We start from the raw sequence: 15,052 nt of genomic DNA, 5'->3' as shown, positions 1-15,052 counted from the left end.
ACACTCCCGGACGCCTCGGGCCCGCTGCGGCGTCGCCCGCGTCACTCGACCGTCTGGCGGCCCTCGGGGCGGGCGCTGCACGAGCTGCGGAAGGAGCAGTGGTCGCAGTGCTTGCCGACGGCGGGCGCGAAGCGTTCGTCCAGGACGCGGCCGGCGGCGGTGGCCAGCAGGTCGCCGACCCATTCGCCGGAGGAGCCGCCCGGCAGCGGTTCCTGGGCCTGGATCTTCGGGACGGCGTCGCCGCCCTCCTTCTTGGGCGCGGGCTGGCGGAGCTGGACGAGCTCGGCGCCGCCGGGCGTGGGGCGCAGCCCGTCGAAGACCTCGTCGACGGCGCCTTCGCGCACGGCGAGCTGGTAGACGGCGAGCTGGGGGTGGCGGTCGACCTCGGCCTTGGTGGGCGAGGACTTGCCGGTCTTGAAGTCGACGACGTACGCGCGCCCCTGGGGGTCCGATTCGACCCGGTCCATGGAGCCGCGGATCCGCACGGCGTACTCGCCCGCTTCGAGCGTGACGTCGAACTCGTGCTCGGTGGCGACGGCCGCCCGGCCGCCGCGGTCGGTGGTGTGCCAGCGCAGGAAGCGTTCCAGGGCGGCGCGGGCGTTCTCCTTCTCCTGGGCCGACTTCCAGGGCGCGTCGAAGGCGAGGGCGTCCCAGACGGAGTCGAGGCGTTCCATGAGGACGGCCAGGTCGGCGGGGGTGCGGCCGGAGGCGACCTCGTCGGCGAGGACGTGGACGACGTTGCCGAAGCCCTGGGCGGCGGTGGAGGGGGCGTCGGCCTTGACCTCGCGGCCCAGGAACCACTGGAGGGAGCAGGTGTTGGCGAGCTGGTCCAGGGCGCTGCCGGAGAGGGCGACGGGCCGGTCCCGGTCGCGCAGCGGGACGCTGCTGCGGGTCGGTTCGTACAGGCCCCACCAGCGCTGCGGGTGCGCGGCGGGGACCAGCGGGCGGTCCTCGTCGTCGGTGAGCGCGGCGAGGCGGGCGAGACGGCGGGCGGCCGCGTCGCGCAGGGCGGGCGAGGCGTCCGGGTCGACGGTGGTGGCGCGCAGCTCGGCGACGAGGGCAGGGACGGCGAGGGGGCGGCGGGGGCGGCCGGTGACGTCGCGCGGGGGTACGCCGAGTTCGGTGAGGAAGCGGGACGGCTGGTCGCCGTCGTCGGCGGGGGCCTTGACGGCGGTGACGACGAGGCGGTCGCGGGCGCGGGTGGCGGCGACGTAGAAGAGCCGCCGTTCCTCGGCCAGGAGCGCGCCGGGGGTGAGGGGCTCGGCGAGGCCGTCGCGGCCGATACGGTCGGCCTCCAGGAGGGAGCCGCGGCGGCGGAGGTCGGGCCACAGGCCCTCCTGGACGCCGGCGACGACGACGAGGGACCACTCCAGGCCCTTGGAGCGGTGGGCGGTCATGAGGCGGACGGCGTCGGGACGGGTGGCGCGGGTCGTCAACGTGTCGGCGGCGATGTCCTCCGCCTCCAGTTGTTCGAGGAAGTTGAGGGCGCCGCGGCCGCCGGTGCGTTCTTCGGCGCGGGCGGCGGTGTCGAAGAGGGCGCAGACGGCGTCGAGGTCGCGGTCGGCGTTGCGGCCGGCGGTGCCGCCGCGGCGGGCGGAGCGCTCCAGGCGCTGGGGCCAGGGGGTGCCGTCCCAGAGGGTCCACAGGGCCTCTTCGGCGGTGCCGCCGCCCTGGAGCAGTTCGCGGGCCTTGCGCAGGAGCAGGCCGAGGCGCTGCGCGCCGCGGGCGTAGGCGGGGTCATGGGCGGTGAGCCGTTCCGGCTCGGCGAGGGCGCGGGCGAGCAGCACGTCGGAGGGGGCGGGCACCTTGACGCCGGCGGCGCGCTCCTCGTCGCGCAGGGCGCGGCCGAGGCGGCGCAGGTCGGCGGCGTCCATCCCGCCGAGCGGGGAGGCGAGCAGCGCGAGGGCGGCCTCGACGCCGATCCACCCGGCGTCGGGCTCGGCGTGCCCGGGGGCCGTCTCCGGCCCACCCGCCCCGGACTCCTGGGCGAACTCGCCCACGTCGCCGCCGCCCGCCGGGGCGGACGCCGCCACGAGGTGCGGCTCGGCCGGGTGCTCGCCTGCGGCCGACCGGCCGGCCGGGTCCGCGCCCGCGGCGCCGTCGGCCGGAACCACCGGGTCGCCGAACTCCGGCTCGGCCGCGGCCGCGGAGGGCCGGTCGGCCGGGAGCACCGGCTCGCCCGGGTCCGGCACCGCCGGGTCGGCGGAAGATCCGGCCGGCTGGCCCGCCGGGGCGGACGCCGCCACGGAGTGCGGCTCGGCCGGGTGCTCGCCGACGGCGGGCCGGTCCGCGTCTGCCGCGCCGTCGGCCGGGACCTCCGGGTCGCCGGACTCCGGCGACGCGGGGTCGGCTGAGGCCGCGGCCGCCGGGGCCGGGGCAGCTGCGGAGTCGGCGGGGGAAGGGGCGGGCAGGCCGGCGGCGGAGGTGGCTGTGGTGCGGAGGGCCGTGAGGAGGGGGGAGACGGCCGGTTCGTGGCGGAGGGGGGTGTCCGCGCCGTCGGTTTCGACCGGGACGCCCGCCGTGATGAGGGCGCGGCGCATCGCCGGGAGGGTACGGCCGCCCGCGCGGACCAGGACGGCCATGTCCTGCCAGGGCACGCCGTCCTCCAGGTGGGCCCGGCGCAGGATGTCGGCGATGTTGTCGAGCTCGGCCCCGGCCGTGGGGTACGTGTACACCTCCACCCCGCCGCCCTCCCGCACCGGTTCGAGGTTCCGGTGGGCGCGGACCGCCGCGGCCGGGAGCCGGGGGACCGGCATGCGGGTCGTCAGGAGCCTGGTGGCGGCCAGCAGGGCCGCACCCGAGCGGCGGCCCACCGTCAGGGCCTTGACCGCCGCGCCGGGGAAGGAGGACTCGAAGTCCAGGATGTTGTTGATGTCGGCGCCGCGGAAGGCGTAGATCGACTGGTCCGGGTCGCCGAAGGCGACCAGCGTGCCGCCGGTGCCGGTCAGCGCCCGCAGCAGCCGCAGCTGCGAGGCGTCCGTGTCCTGGTACTCGTCCACGTAGATCACGTCGTAGGCGGAGGCGAGGGACGGGGTGCGTTCCGCCAGCAGGACGGCACGGTGGAGGAGTTCCGCGTAGTCCAGGGTGCCCTGCATGTCCAGGACGTCCAGGTACTCGGAGAGGAAGGCCGCGGCCGCCTGCCAGTCCGGGCGGCCGATCCGCCCGGCGAAGTCGGACAGTGCCCCGGGGCCCAGGCCCAGTTCGCGGGCGCGGGCCAGGACGGCGCGGACCTCGTCCGCGAACCCGCGCGTGGTCAGCGCGGCCCGCAGGTCGTCCGGCCAGCGGATGGAACGGATCCGGCGCTGGCCCTCCAGGAGCGTGCGGACCATCACGTCCTGCTCCGGGCCCGACAGCAGCCGCAGCGGATCGGCGAAGAGGTCGGTGTCCTGGTGGGCGCGGACGAGGCCGTAGCAGAAGGAGTGGAAGGTGGTCGCCTGCGGAGCCCGCGCGCCGCCGAGCCGCAGGGCGGCCCGGTCGCGCAGTTCCACGGCCGCCTTGCGGCTGAAGGTGAGGATGAGGATGCGGCCGGGGTCCGTCCCCGCTTCGACCCGCGCTGCCACCGCCTCGACCAGCGTGGTCGTCTTCCCGGTGCCCGGTCCGGCGAGGACCAGCAGTGGTCCGCCGGTGTGGTCAACCACCGCGCGCTGCGCTGCGTCCAGGACAGGGGGATCCACCCGTTCCGGCCCGGTGCGCACGAGGCGGTACGCGTCAGGGGTCCGCGTACGCCGCCGTTCGGTGCGGTCGGAGGAAGAGGTGATCACGTGAGCTGCCGGTCCTGGTGGGTCTGCGGGTGTTGCTGCGTTTCCGGTGGGTCCGGATGCCGCCGTGACGGCTGCGGCCCGAGCCGAAGAGGCAACGCTACGGCAACCGGCCGACGCCGCGCAGTTCCTCTCCGTCCCTCGGACGGGCCTTCGCACGGGCGCTCGACCGCCCGCGCGGGCCGCGCATGGCCGAAGCTGTCAGATGTGAGCCTCGTCGCGGTCCCCGTCAGCGTCACTGTCTCCCTCGGCTCCGTCCCAGCGCGCCCGGCGCATGTCCAGCCGTGGCTCTCCGCCCGCCGTCAGGCGCAGCGGTGTGGCCTCGGCCCGGTAGTGCTCCAGGGCGCGCCGCTCGCTGCCGGGCAGCGGTACGCCGTCCGCCCGCACCACGCGCCACCAGGGCACGGCGCCTCCGTACAGGGCCATGACGCGCCCGACTTGGCGCGGCCCTCCCTCGCCGAGCCACTCGGCCACGTCCCCGTACGTCATCACCCGGCCGGGCGGAATGCGCTCGGCCAGCTCCAGCACGTGCTCCGCGTAGGCGGGCAGCTCCTCGCTCATTCGGCCCATGGTGCAGCACGTCGGCCCTCCGCCGGCGGAAGACGAGGTTCCGCACCGGCGCGCACCCTGATGCCCCGCTCCCCCGTCGGTCCGTGCCACCATCTTCCGGGCGGTGACTGGTGATACGTGATCAAGAAGAGACGGATGTGACGACGAAGGAGCAGGGTGTGAGCCCTCCGGACGGCGCGGCGGCGGACGACGACGCGCGCCCAGACGACGGCACCGCCCCACGCCCGGAAGCCCGGCCCGAAGCCGTCCCGGACGCCCGCACGGACGCCCGCACCGGCCGCCGTGACCCTGACGCCGGGAGCGGGGGCCCCGGCAAGGGCAGCGCCACCGACAACGGCTCCGGCAATGCCAACCGCGACGGCAACGGCGACCGCGACCGCGACGGCACCGAGGGCCCGCACGGGCACGCCCCCACGGCCTCCGACCAGGTCGAGGTCGACGAACCGCTGCTCGCCGCCCGCGTACACCGCCCGTCCGACCTCGTACGCCTCCTCGTCGGCCTGCTCGGCATCGCCGTCGTCCTCGCCATCGCCGCCTTCGCCCACGGCACCACCGTCGGCCTGGAGGAGGACATCAACAAGGGCACCGGCCAGGCGCCGGACCTGCTGGTCAAGGTCGCCGCACTGGTGTCCAGCATCGCCGTGCTCCTGCTGCCCGTCGCCTTCGCCATCGAGCGGCTGATCAAGCGCGACGGCCTGCGCATCGCCGACGGCGTGCTCGCCGCCGTCCTCGCGCACGGGGTCACCCTCGCCACCGACCTGTGGGTGTCCCAGGCCGCCCCCGACACCATCCAGGAAGCCCTCACCCGGTCCGCCGGCGCCGACGGGGCGCTCACCGATCCGGTGCACGGCTACCTCGCACCCGTGATCGCGTACATGACGGCCGTCGGGATGACCCGGCGGCCGCACTGGCGCGTCGCCCTGTGGGTGGTCCTGCTGCTCGACGCGTTCACGATGCTCGTCAGCGGCTACACCACTCCCTTCTCGATCATCCTGACCGTGCTGATCGGCTGGAGCGTCGCGTACGGGACCCTGTACGCCGTCGGCTCGCCCAATGTGCGCCCCACCGGGCAGCACCTCCTCGCCGGACTGCGCCGGGTCGGCTTCCAGCCGGTCAGCGCGATGCGCGCGGAGACGCCCGACGGCCCCGAGGCCACCGAGGTGAGCGACCGGGGCCGGCGCTACCACGTCACCCTGGAGGACGGCCCGCCGCTCGACGTCACCGTCGTGGACCGGGAGCAGCAGGCCCACGGGTTCTTCTACCGGGTCTGGCGCCGGCTCACGCTGCGCGGCATCACCACCGGGCGCAGCCTCCAGTCGCTGCGCCAGGCGCTGGAGCAGGAGGCGCTCCTCGCGTACGCCGCCATCGCGGCCGGCGCGAACGCGCCTAAGCTGATCGCCACCTCCGAGCTCGGACCGGACGCCGTGATGCTCGTGTACGAGCACCTGGGCGGCCGGACCCTGGACACGCTCTCCGACGAGGAGATCACCGACGAGCTGTGCCGCAACGCGTGGGAGCAGGTACGGGCCCTGCAGTCGCGGCGGATCGCGCACCGGCGGCTGACCGGGGACGCCCTGGTGGTGGATCGTTCCGGCAACGTCATCCTCACCGACCTGCGGGGCGGCGAGATCGCCGCGGGCGACCTGGTGCTCCGGATGGACATCGCGCAGCTGCTGACCACGCTCGGCCTGCGGGTCGGCGCGGAGCGGTCGGTGTCCTCGGCGGTGTCGGTGCTCGGCCCGGACGCGGTGGCGGACTGCCTGCCGCTGCTCCAGCCGATCGCGCTGAGCCGCTCGACGCGGGCGACGCTGCGCAGGTTGGCGCGGGAGCGGGCGGAGCGCCAGCGGGAGGCCGTACTGGAGTCCTCGCGGGCGGCGAAGGCGGCGCGCGAGGCGGACGCCGCCGCCAGCCCCGCCGCCGACCGCAAGGCGGAGAAGAAGGCGCTGGACGACGCGCTCGAAGGGGCCCGGGAGGAGGACCTGCTGAGCCAGATCCGCCAGCAGGTGCTGCTGATCCGCCCGCAGGCGCCGGTGGAGCCGGCCCGGCTGGAGCGGATCCGGCCGCGCACGCTGGTGTCGTTCATCGCGGGCGCGTTCGGCGCGTACTTCCTGCTGACGCAGCTCGCGCACGTGGACTTCGCGACCATCGTCGGCGAGGCGCAGTGGGGCTGGGTCGGCGCGGCGCTGGCCTTCTCGGCGCTGAGCTACTTCGCGGCGGCGATGAGCCTGCTGGGCTTCGTGCCGGAGCGGGTGTCGTTCCTGCGGACCGTGGTCGCGCAGGTGGCCGGGTCCTTCGTGAAGCTGGTGGCGCCGGCGGCGGTGGGTGGTGTCGCGCTGAACACGCGGTTCCTCCAGCGGGCCGGGGTCCGGCCGGGGCTCGCCGTGGCGAGCGTGGGCGCCTCGCAGCTGTTCGGGCTGGCCAGCCACATCCTGCTGCTGTTGTCCTTCGGCTACCTGACCGGGACCGAGAAGACCCCGGAGATGACCCCGTCCCGGACCGTGATCGCGGGTCTGCTGACGGTGGCGGTGCTGGTGCTGGTGGTGACGGCGGTCCCGTTCATGCGGAAGTTCGTGGCGACGCGGGTACGGGCGCTGTTCGCGGGCGTGGTCCCGCGCATGCTGGACGTGCTCCAGCGGCCGCAGAAGCTGATGACGGGCATCGGCGGGATGCTGCTGCTGACGGGCTGCTTCGTGATGTGCCTGGACGCGTCGATCCGCGCCTTCGGGGGCGGCCAGGCCATCAGCTACGCGAGCATCGCGGTGGTCTTCCTGGCCGGCAACGCTCTGGGGTCGGCGGCGCCGACGCCGGGCGGCATCGGCGCGGTCGAGACCACGCTGACGCTGGGCCTGATCGCGGCGGGGCTGGAGAAGGAGGTCGCCATCTCGGCGGTACTGCTGTTCCGGCTCATGACGTTCTGGCTGCCGGTGCTGCCGGGGTGGATCTCGTTCAACTTCCTGACCCGCAAGGAAGCCATCTAGCCTCCGGCTCGGCGGACGGGGTCCGGGACCCCGTCCGCCCGTGGGGCGCTGCCCCACACCGGGGCTGTGGGGCCCGGCTGTCCTGCTGCCCGGTGGGGCGCGCGCCGTACCCCCTACGGCGCTCCGCGCCCGCGCAAAGGCCGGCGGGGCTGAGTTCGGCTCCGGTTGAGGCGGGTTTGCTCCGGCGGGCCGAGGGGACCCCCGGATGGGTCAGCGCGGGGGCGGGGGTGGCGGAGGGCACGGAGGATGGGGACATGCCGAGAAACGTCCTGCGGGTCACCGCCACCGCCGCGCTCGCCGCCGCGCTGCTCACCACCAGCGCCTGCTCCGACGACGGTGACGGCGACGGGAATCAGCCGAAGGCCGACGGCACCAAGGGCGCGCGGCCCCTCAAGTGGGGCGAGTGTCCGACCCCCACCCCCCTGGAGGGCGGCGGCCAGGCCCCGCCCAAGGACTGGCAGTGCGCCACCCTCGACGTCCCCCTCGACTACGCGAAGCCCGAGGGCGAGACCATCCCGATCGCCCTGATCCGCGCGAAGGCCCGCGACAAGGACAAGCGCCTCGGCTCGCTCGTCTTCAACTTCGGCGGCCCCGGCGGCTCCGGCATCACCACGCTCCCCGGCGCCGCCAAGGAGTACGAGGCCCTGCGCGCCCGCTACGACCTGGTCAGCTTCGACCCCCGCGGGGTGGGCCGCAGCGTCCCCGTCCGCTGCGAGGACGACAAGCAGCTGGACACGTACTACGCCCAGGACTCCTCCCCCGACACCGCGCAGGAGGAGAAGGCCTACGCCGACAACATCCGGACGTACCAGCAGGCGTGCCAGAAGAACTCCGCGAAGGTCCTCCCCTACGTCGGCACCTCCAACACCGCCCGCGACATGGACCGCATCCGCCAGGCCCTCGGCGACGAGAAGCTGAACTACTTCGGGATCTCCTACGGAACCGAACTCGGCGGGGTCTACGCCCACCTCTTCCCGAAGAACGTGGGGCGGGCCGTCTTCGACGCCGTCGTGGACCCGACCAAGACCTCCGAGGAGGGGGCGCTGGGTCAGGCGAAGGGCTTCCAGCTCGCCCTGAACAACTTCGCCCAGGACTGCGTGGACCGCGGCGACGAATGCCGCCTCCCGGGCAGCACCGCCAAGGAGATCGAGGCGGGCGTCATCCAGCTCCAGAAGGACCTCGCCGCGAAGCCCATCCCGGGCATCGGCGACCGGCAGCTCACCGAGAGCTCCGCGACCAACGGCATCGCGCAGGCCCTGTACTCGCAGGAGCTGTGGCCGCTGCTGGAACAGGGCCTCGACGAGGCGGACGGCGGGCAGGGGCAGTTGCTGCTCGCGCTCTCCGATGCGCTCAACGGCCGTGACCAGCAGGGGCATTACAGCAACATCGGCGCGGCGAACACCGCGATCAACTGCGCCGACTCCAAGGACCGTTACTCGGTGGAGGAGACCAAGGCGAAGCTGTCGGAGTTCCGTTCGGCCTCGCCCGTCTTCGGGGACTTCCTCGGCTGGGCGATGCTGGCCTGCACCGGCTGGCCCGTCGCGGGTGCCTGGGAGACCCCGGACGTCTCCGCCCCGGGAGCCGCCCCGATCCTGGTGATCGGCAACACCGGCGATCCGGCCACCCCGTACGAGGGCGCCCGCAAGATGGTCGAGCGGCTCGGCCCCGGCGTGGGTGTGGAGCTCACCTACAAGGGCGAGGGGCACGGCGCCTACAACAGCGGCGACACGTGCGTGCAGGACGTGGTGAACGCGTACCTGCTGGAGGGGAAGACCCCCGCGGCCGGCGCGGTCTGCACGGCGGGCGCGACCCCGACCGGCCCCCCGACCGGAGCCCCGACCGGAGCCCCGACCGGTGCCCCCGTCTGACCCGCGCGCCGGTACGAGCCGCGCCCGGAAGTGCCGAATCCGGCACTTCCGGGCCCGGACGTGCCGAAGGGGCCGCCCCGGCCTCGCGGGTGCGGCCCCTTCGGGGCGTGCTCAGGTACGACCGGGCGTGACTAGTAGACCGGCTTCTCGGGCTCGATCTGGTGGACCCAGCCGATCACGCCGCCGCCGACGTGGACCGCGTCCGAGAAACCGGCGGACTTCAGGACCGCGAGGACTTCCGCACTGCGGACACCCGTCTTGCAGTGCAAGACGATGCGCTTGTCCTGCGGCAGGTCCTGGAGGGCCGTGCCCATCAGGAACTCGCCCTTGGGGATCAGCTTCGCGCCCGGGATCGAGACGATCTCGTACTCGTTCTTCTCACGGACGTCGATGATCTCGATCTTCTCGTCCGCGTCGATCCACTCCTTGAGCTGCTTGGGAGTGATCGTCGAGCCGGCGGCCGCCTCCTGGGCCTCCTCCGACACGACGCCGCAGAAGGCCTCGTAGTCGATGAGCTCGGTGACGGTCGCGTTCGGACCGCAGACCGCACAGTCGGGGTCCTTGCGGACCTTGACCTGGCGGTACTGCATCTCCAGGGCGTCGTAGATCATCAGGCGGCCGACCAGCGGCTCGCCGACGCCCGTGAGGACCTTGATGGCCTCGGTGACCTGGATGGACCCGATGGACGCGCAGAGCACGCCCAGTACGCCGCCCTCGGCGCAGCTCGGGACCATGCCCGGCGGCGGGGGCTCCGGGTACAGGCAGCGGTAGCAAGGGCCGTGCTCGGACCAGAAGACCGAGGCCTGGCCGTCGAAGCGGTAGATCGAACCCCACACGTACGGCTTGTTCAGCAGCACGCAGGCGTCGTTGACCAGGTAGCGCGTGGCGAAGTTGTCCGTGCCGTCGACGATGAGGTCGTACTGGCTGAAGATCTCCATCACGTTCTCGGCTTCGAGCCGCTCTTCGTGAAGGACCACGTTCACGTACGGGTTGATGCCCAGCACGCTGTCGCGGGCCGACTCGGCCTTGGAACGGCCGATGTCCGCCTGGCTGTGGATGATCTGGCGCTGCAGGTTCGACTCGTCGACCTCGTCGAACTCCACGATGCCCAGCGTGCCGACACCGGCCGCGGCCAGGTACATGAGGGCGGGCGAGCCGAGGCCGCCCGCGCCCACGGCCAGCACCTTGGCGTTCTTGAGGCGCTTCTGGCCGTCCATCCCGACATCCGGGATGATCAGGTGGCGGGAGTACCGACGGACCTCGTCAACGGTGAGCTCAGCAGCTGGCTCGACCAGGGGTGGCAGCGACACGGGGACTCCGTAGATGGTTACGTCTTAACGGTGGTTCTCTCCGTAACACTGCCACGCCCGTCTTCATTCCAAGACACCCGTCCCGATCCGTGAGACGATTTCGTCCCAGTACGCGGGCATTGACGCCCATGGATCCGCGTCCCCCGCCCCGCGCCGGTCCGTGAACCAGATCGTGCCCGCGCCTTGCCAGCGGGCGATCCGCATCGCCTCCTCCAGGTGCGTGCGCGGCACCCCGTGGACGAGGTGGCAGAACCGCTCCGCCGGGTGGTCGGTGGTCCACTCCGCCACCTGCGACCAGCGGTAGTCGGCCCAGGTCCCGGAGAAGGTGACCAGCTGGTCCGCGGCCTCCACGTAGCCCTCGTACGGGTGCGTGCCGTGCCCGAGCACGATACGGATGTCCTCGCCGAGGCCGCGCAGGGTGTCCGCGACCCGGCGCACCGTGGCGAGTTCCGCCTTGTCCGCCGGCGCGCCGGCGAGGTAGAAACCGCCGACCCCGTACCAGTCGCGGAAGCGGTGGGCGTCGGAGATCAGCTCCCCGAAGGACCGCTCGCCGTCACGCATCGCGAGATGGCCGAGGACGGTGCCGCCCGCCCCGCGCAGCTTCGCGGACGCCTCCGTGCAGTGCGGGTCGGGCCGCCCGCCCGGGCCGTCCGTGACGTTGAGCACCGCCCAGTGCAGCGGGGTCCCGGGGCGGGTCAGTTCGGCCCATTCGACGGGGGCGAGCAACGGGTGCGCGTAGCCGGGGATCCCGAGGCCGAGCCGGCCGGCCTCGGTCGCGGCGGCCGCCGGGGCCCCGGGCGGGGTGGTCAGATACGGCACGCCGCCTCCATCCAGATGTCCGCGAGGGACTCCTCCAGATTGATCCGGGGCCGCCAGCCGAGCCGGTCGCGGGCGGTACGGACGTCGGCCTGCTGCCAGGCCCCGCAGCCGTCGGGGTACGGGTACGGCTGCGGGGCCGCGGCCGCGAGCTGTTCGGCCGTCGCCTCGGACCGGGGGGAGCCGATGGCGGCGAGCCCGGCCGGGCGGCCGGGGTGCGCGTGCGACTGCTGTGGCCCACCGTGCGGTACGTCCAGCTCGTGCAGGGCGCCCCCGTACCCGGCGACCCGGGCCAGGACGGCGGCCGCGTCGCGCAGCCGGACCGCACGGCCGGTGCCGATGTTGACCACGCCTTGGGCGGCCGAGAGGGAGGCGGCGTGCACGGCCCGCGCCACGTCCCTTACGTCCACGAAGTCGCGCTGGACGCCGAGCCCGCTGAGCTTGAGCTCGCCGTCCCCGGACTGCATCGCGCGGCGCATGGCCTCGGCGAGCCGGCCGAGCGGGGATCCGGCGGGGGTGCCGGGCCCGACGGGCGAGAAGACCCGTAGTACGACGGCGTCCAGTCCGGACCCCAGGACCAGCTCGGTGGCGGCCAGCTTGCTGACTCCGTACGGTCCGCCGGGTCTCGGCACGGCGTCCTCGGCCGTGGACGATCCGGGCTGGCTGGGTCCGTACTCGGCGGCGCAGCCGAGCTGGACGAGGCGGGCCCCGCAGCCGCTGCGGCGCAGCGACTCGCAGATGGTGGCCACGGCGACGGTGTTGTGCCGGGTGAGCTCCCGGGCTCCGCCGCGGGTGGCGCCGGCGCAGTTGATGACGACGCCGGGGTGGACGGCGTCGAGGAAGCGGGTGAGCGCGCCGGGGCTGCCGGTGGCGAGGTCGAAGCGGACGTCGGCGTCGTCGCCGCGGCCGAGCGCGGTGAGCTGGACGGCGGGGTCGGCGAGCAGGCGGTCGGCGACGTAGCGGCCGAGGTATCCGTTGGCTCCGATCAGCAGCACCCTCATCGCGTGGCCCCTTGGTCGGTTGGCTGGCCGGTCATCTTCTGTTTCTCCTTGCGGGTGGGTGGATGGGGCCGCGCATGGGCGGATGCGCGGGACAGCGCGAGGACTGCGTGTACGAGGAGTCCCGCCGCTGCGGCGGGGGCCGCAGCGGGGACCGGGACCAGGGCGAGCGCCAGGGCGGCGGCGACCGGTCCGCGGTGCGCTCCGTGCCGGAGCAGGAGCCTGGTCAGGAAGAGCAGTACGGCGAGTGGCAGGGCTGCCGTGACCGCTGCTCCTGCGAGCGCGGCGGCTCCGGCGGCGGCCGCGGTGAACACGGCGACGGCAGCGAGCAGCAGCGGACGGGCCCGGTCGGCGAAGTCCTCCAGCGCGCGGCTCCCGGCGAGCCGGGCCCGGGCCGTCGCGGCGAACGCGGCGGCGGTCAGGTGGCCGGGGGCGACGGCCAGCGCGAGGCCGACGGCGAGGGCGGCGCCGTGCCGGTGCGCGGCCCAGCCGGCGGCGGCCGCGGCCAGCAGGTGCGCGGCGTAGGGGAACCGGCCCCCGGCTGCCCGCCCGGGCCACACCAGGGCGCCGACGACCGCGGCGACGGCGGCGGGCCCGGCCCAGGGCTGCCCGGCGGCGGCCGCCGCGAAGGCGAGGGCGCCGGGCAGCAGGGCGTACCCGAACCCCCGGAACGCCGGGGCCCGGGCCGGGATCCGCGCGGTCGCGGCGGCGGGAGCCTCTCCGTGCGGGGTCCGGGCGTACAACTCCTCGGCGAGCGAGAACACGTCCCGGTGGCGGAAGCGCCCGGCGGTCCGGTCGGTGATCCCGTGGGCCTCCAGCCCAGCGGCGATCTCCAACGGATCCACGGCCCGTTCGCACAGCGCGCGATGCCGGTGCAGCAAGGCCTTGACGGGATCCCCGCCGCCTCGCCGCCGGACCTTCTCGGCCGGAGCCTCACCCCCGGCCCGTTCGGCCCCGCCGGCAAATGCACCCTCGCCGGCCGTCCCGGGCCGCTGACCGGCACATCCGGCCTCGCCGGCCTGTGAGGCGCGGGGTCCGGGGCGGAGCCCCGGCAGCGGCGCCGCACCCGCGCTCTCTCCCGCCACGGCGTGCGGGTCGACGGTGGTCATACGGCGGCCTCCGAAGCCGAGGCGGCCGAGGCAGCCGGGGCCGCGGCCCACGACGGGCTGGTCCAGTGCCCCGGCACACGCGCCTCCGCGGGCTGCGCGAAGGGGATCTCCCCGTCCGGCCGGGCGGATCCGCCGGCCAGCAGCCGCAGGTAGACCTCCTGGAAGGCGGCCACGTTCTGCTCGACCGTGAAGAGTTCCAGGGCCCGTGCCCGGGCGGCGGCCCCGAGCCGCTGCGCCCGCTCGGGATCCCGCAACAGCGAGAGGCAGGCCTCGGCAAGGGCCCGCGGATTGCGCGGCGGTACGACGAGACCGGTGCCCCCGATGACCTCACGGACCGCGCCGACGTCGGTGGACACGGTGGCCCGGCCGCAGAACATCGCCTCGGCCAGGGTGATCGGGAAGCCCTCGATCACGGAGGACAGGACGACCACGCGGCCCGCGCCGTACGCCTCGGCCGGGGAGGGCGCCTCGGGGCCGCCGATCTCCTCGAAGGTGACGGGGTTCTCCCCGGCGGTGACGGCGTCGGCGGCCTCGTCGGGGAACAACTGCGCGGCCAGGGACCGGCAGTCGGCCAGGTAGCCGGGGGCCACGGCCGTGGCGAAGATCCGCAGCCGGGTCCGCGGCGCGGTCCGGCGGACCTCCGCTAATGCGTGCAGCAACGCGATGAGGTCCTTGGCGGGCTCTATCCGGCCGACCCACACGAGGGTCTCGGGGTCCCCGCAGTCGGCGGCCTCCCCGACGGTGGCGAATCGGTCCGCCTCCATCCCCGGGTAGACCGTCCGCAGCCGGTCCCGGGTCGCCCCGCACCGCTCCTGCCAGCGCCGGGCGTGCGCGTTCCCGGGGGTGAGCAGGTCGGCCTGGGCGTAGATCTCGCCGGCCAGCCGGATGTGGAAGGCCGCGAGCAGGGCCCGTACGGCGGGCCGGGCCTCCTGGCTCTGGTCGAGGTAGTGGGCCCGCAGCTGGACCCCGTACTCGGTGACCAGCAGCGGGACCCCGAAGAAGCGTTTGGCCAGCAGTCCGGGGAGCGCCGCCACCCCGCCCGCGGCCGCGTGGCAGATGTCGACCGCGCCGAGACCGCCGGGCTCCTCGTACCAGTCGAGGGACAACGGCCGGAGCATGCGCTCCAGTTCGTCCACGAACTCCAGCAGGTCCGGCACCTGTGCCGCCTGTACGGTGCGTCCCGCGCCGGGTGCCCGGCAGGCGGACTCGACCGCCCGCACCGCGGACTCGGAGCGCAGTGCCGCGCACAGACCGCCCTGGTCGCGGGCGAGTCCGGCGAGCCCGTAGAGCCCGGCCGCGAAGGCGGATGCCTCGCCGGCGCAGATCCCGTGGACCAGCTCCCGGAAACAGTCGCCGAAACGCCGGCGCTCACGCCGGCTGTACGTACGCCCGTCGTCGGCCGGAGCCCACAGGGGGGCGGTCCGGACGCGGGTGACGTGCTCGGGCAGGAGGACCCTGGTGCGTTCCTGCTCGGCGCTGCGGCTCAGTGCGTAGAGCTCGAACTCGTGCTGCGGGAGCCCGCGCACGAGCCGGTCGCACCACAGCCTCGCCTCTCCGGTGGCATACGGATAACCACCTTCCGTGAGCAGTCCGATCCGCACGAGTGGCACCCCCGATCTCCCGTTCAGGCGGTCGTCGTCGGTCC

Annotated in this window: 9 protein-coding genes; 2 read left to right on the top strand and 7 right to left on the bottom strand. The window is 74.5% G+C overall.

Annotation, left to right across the window (positions count from 1 at the left end; all coding sequences use genetic code 11):
* Nucleotides 1-41 precede the first annotated feature (41 nt).
* Nucleotides 42-3,761: a UvrD-helicase domain-containing protein gene (locus AB0D48_RS09235; RefSeq protein WP_362392597.1), complete on the bottom strand. Its 3,720-nt coding sequence runs from the start codon at nt 3,759-3,761 to the stop codon at nt 42-44.
* Between the two features lie 198 nt (nt 3,762-3,959).
* Nucleotides 3,960-4,328, bottom strand: a complete 369-nt coding sequence (locus tag AB0D48_RS09230; RefSeq protein WP_362392593.1) for an MGMT family protein — start codon at nt 4,326-4,328, stop codon at nt 3,960-3,962.
* 158 nt (nt 4,329-4,486) lie between these two features.
* On the opposite strand from AB0D48_RS09230, the gene AB0D48_RS09225 reads away from it, so the two are divergent.
* The gene (locus tag AB0D48_RS09225; RefSeq protein ID WP_362392590.1) at nt 4,487-7,306 is read left to right on the top strand and encodes a lysylphosphatidylglycerol synthase transmembrane domain-containing protein; all 2,820 of its coding nucleotides are present in this window, start codon (nt 4,487-4,489) and stop codon (nt 7,304-7,306) included.
* Nucleotides 7,307-7,560: 254 nt separating this feature from the next.
* Nucleotides 7,561-9,174: an alpha/beta hydrolase gene (locus AB0D48_RS09220; RefSeq protein ID WP_362392587.1), complete on the top strand. Its 1,614-nt coding sequence runs from the start codon at nt 7,561-7,563 to the stop codon at nt 9,172-9,174.
* Between the two features lie 131 nt (nt 9,175-9,305).
* On the opposite strand, the gene moeZ is transcribed toward AB0D48_RS09220, so the two are convergent.
* From moeZ to pelF, 5 genes are all read right to left on the bottom strand, one after another.
* On the bottom strand, nt 9,306-10,484 hold the full coding sequence (moeZ, locus tag AB0D48_RS09215; protein ID WP_361601446.1) for an adenylyltransferase/sulfurtransferase MoeZ: 1,179 nt from the start codon (nt 10,482-10,484) through the stop codon (nt 9,306-9,308).
* Between the two features lie 63 nt (nt 10,485-10,547).
* Entirely contained in the window at nt 10,548-11,303 is a 756-nt protein-coding gene (locus AB0D48_RS09210; protein WP_362392583.1) for a spherulation-specific family 4 protein, read from the bottom strand.
* Entirely contained in the window at nt 11,291-12,301 is a 1,011-nt protein-coding gene (locus AB0D48_RS09205; protein ID WP_362392581.1) for an NAD-dependent epimerase/dehydratase, read from the bottom strand. Before AB0D48_RS09205 ends, AB0D48_RS09210 begins: the two co-directional genes overlap by 13 nt.
* Entirely contained in the window at nt 12,298-13,407 is a 1,110-nt protein-coding gene (locus AB0D48_RS09200; RefSeq protein ID WP_362392578.1) for a hypothetical protein, read from the bottom strand. The genes AB0D48_RS09205 and AB0D48_RS09200 overlap by 4 nt, the downstream gene beginning before the upstream one ends.
* Nucleotides 13,404-15,008, bottom strand: a complete 1,605-nt coding sequence (gene pelF / locus AB0D48_RS09195; protein ID WP_362392575.1) for a GT4 family glycosyltransferase PelF — start codon at nt 15,006-15,008, stop codon at nt 13,404-13,406. Before pelF ends, AB0D48_RS09200 begins: the two co-directional genes overlap by 4 nt.
* Nucleotides 15,009-15,052 lie beyond the last annotated feature (44 nt).

The sequence above is a fragment of the Streptomyces sp. NPDC048269 genome (assembly GCF_040652395.1).
In the GTDB taxonomy this organism is placed as follows: Bacteria; Actinomycetota; Actinomycetes; order Streptomycetales; family Streptomycetaceae; genus Streptomyces.
The sequence above is the reverse complement of the archived record's forward strand: the minus strand, read 5'-3'. Positions and strand labels throughout refer to the sequence as shown.

Bases quoted from the DNA above. Each gene is read 5' to 3' on its own strand.
- AB0D48_RS09220 (WP_362392587.1), top strand. From the start codon at position 7,561: ATGCCGAGAAACGTCCTGCGGGTCACCGCCACCGCCGCGCTCGCCGCC.
- AB0D48_RS09230 (WP_362392593.1), bottom strand. From the start codon at position 4,328: ATGGGCCGAATGAGCGAGGAGCTGCCCGCCTACGCGGAGCACGTGCTG.
- AB0D48_RS09200 (WP_362392578.1), bottom strand. From the start codon at position 13,407: ATGACCACCGTCGACCCGCACGCCGTGGCGGGAGAGAGCGCGGGTGCG.
- AB0D48_RS09205 (WP_362392581.1), bottom strand. From the start codon at position 12,301: ATGAGGGTGCTGCTGATCGGAGCCAACGGATACCTCGGCCGCTACGTC.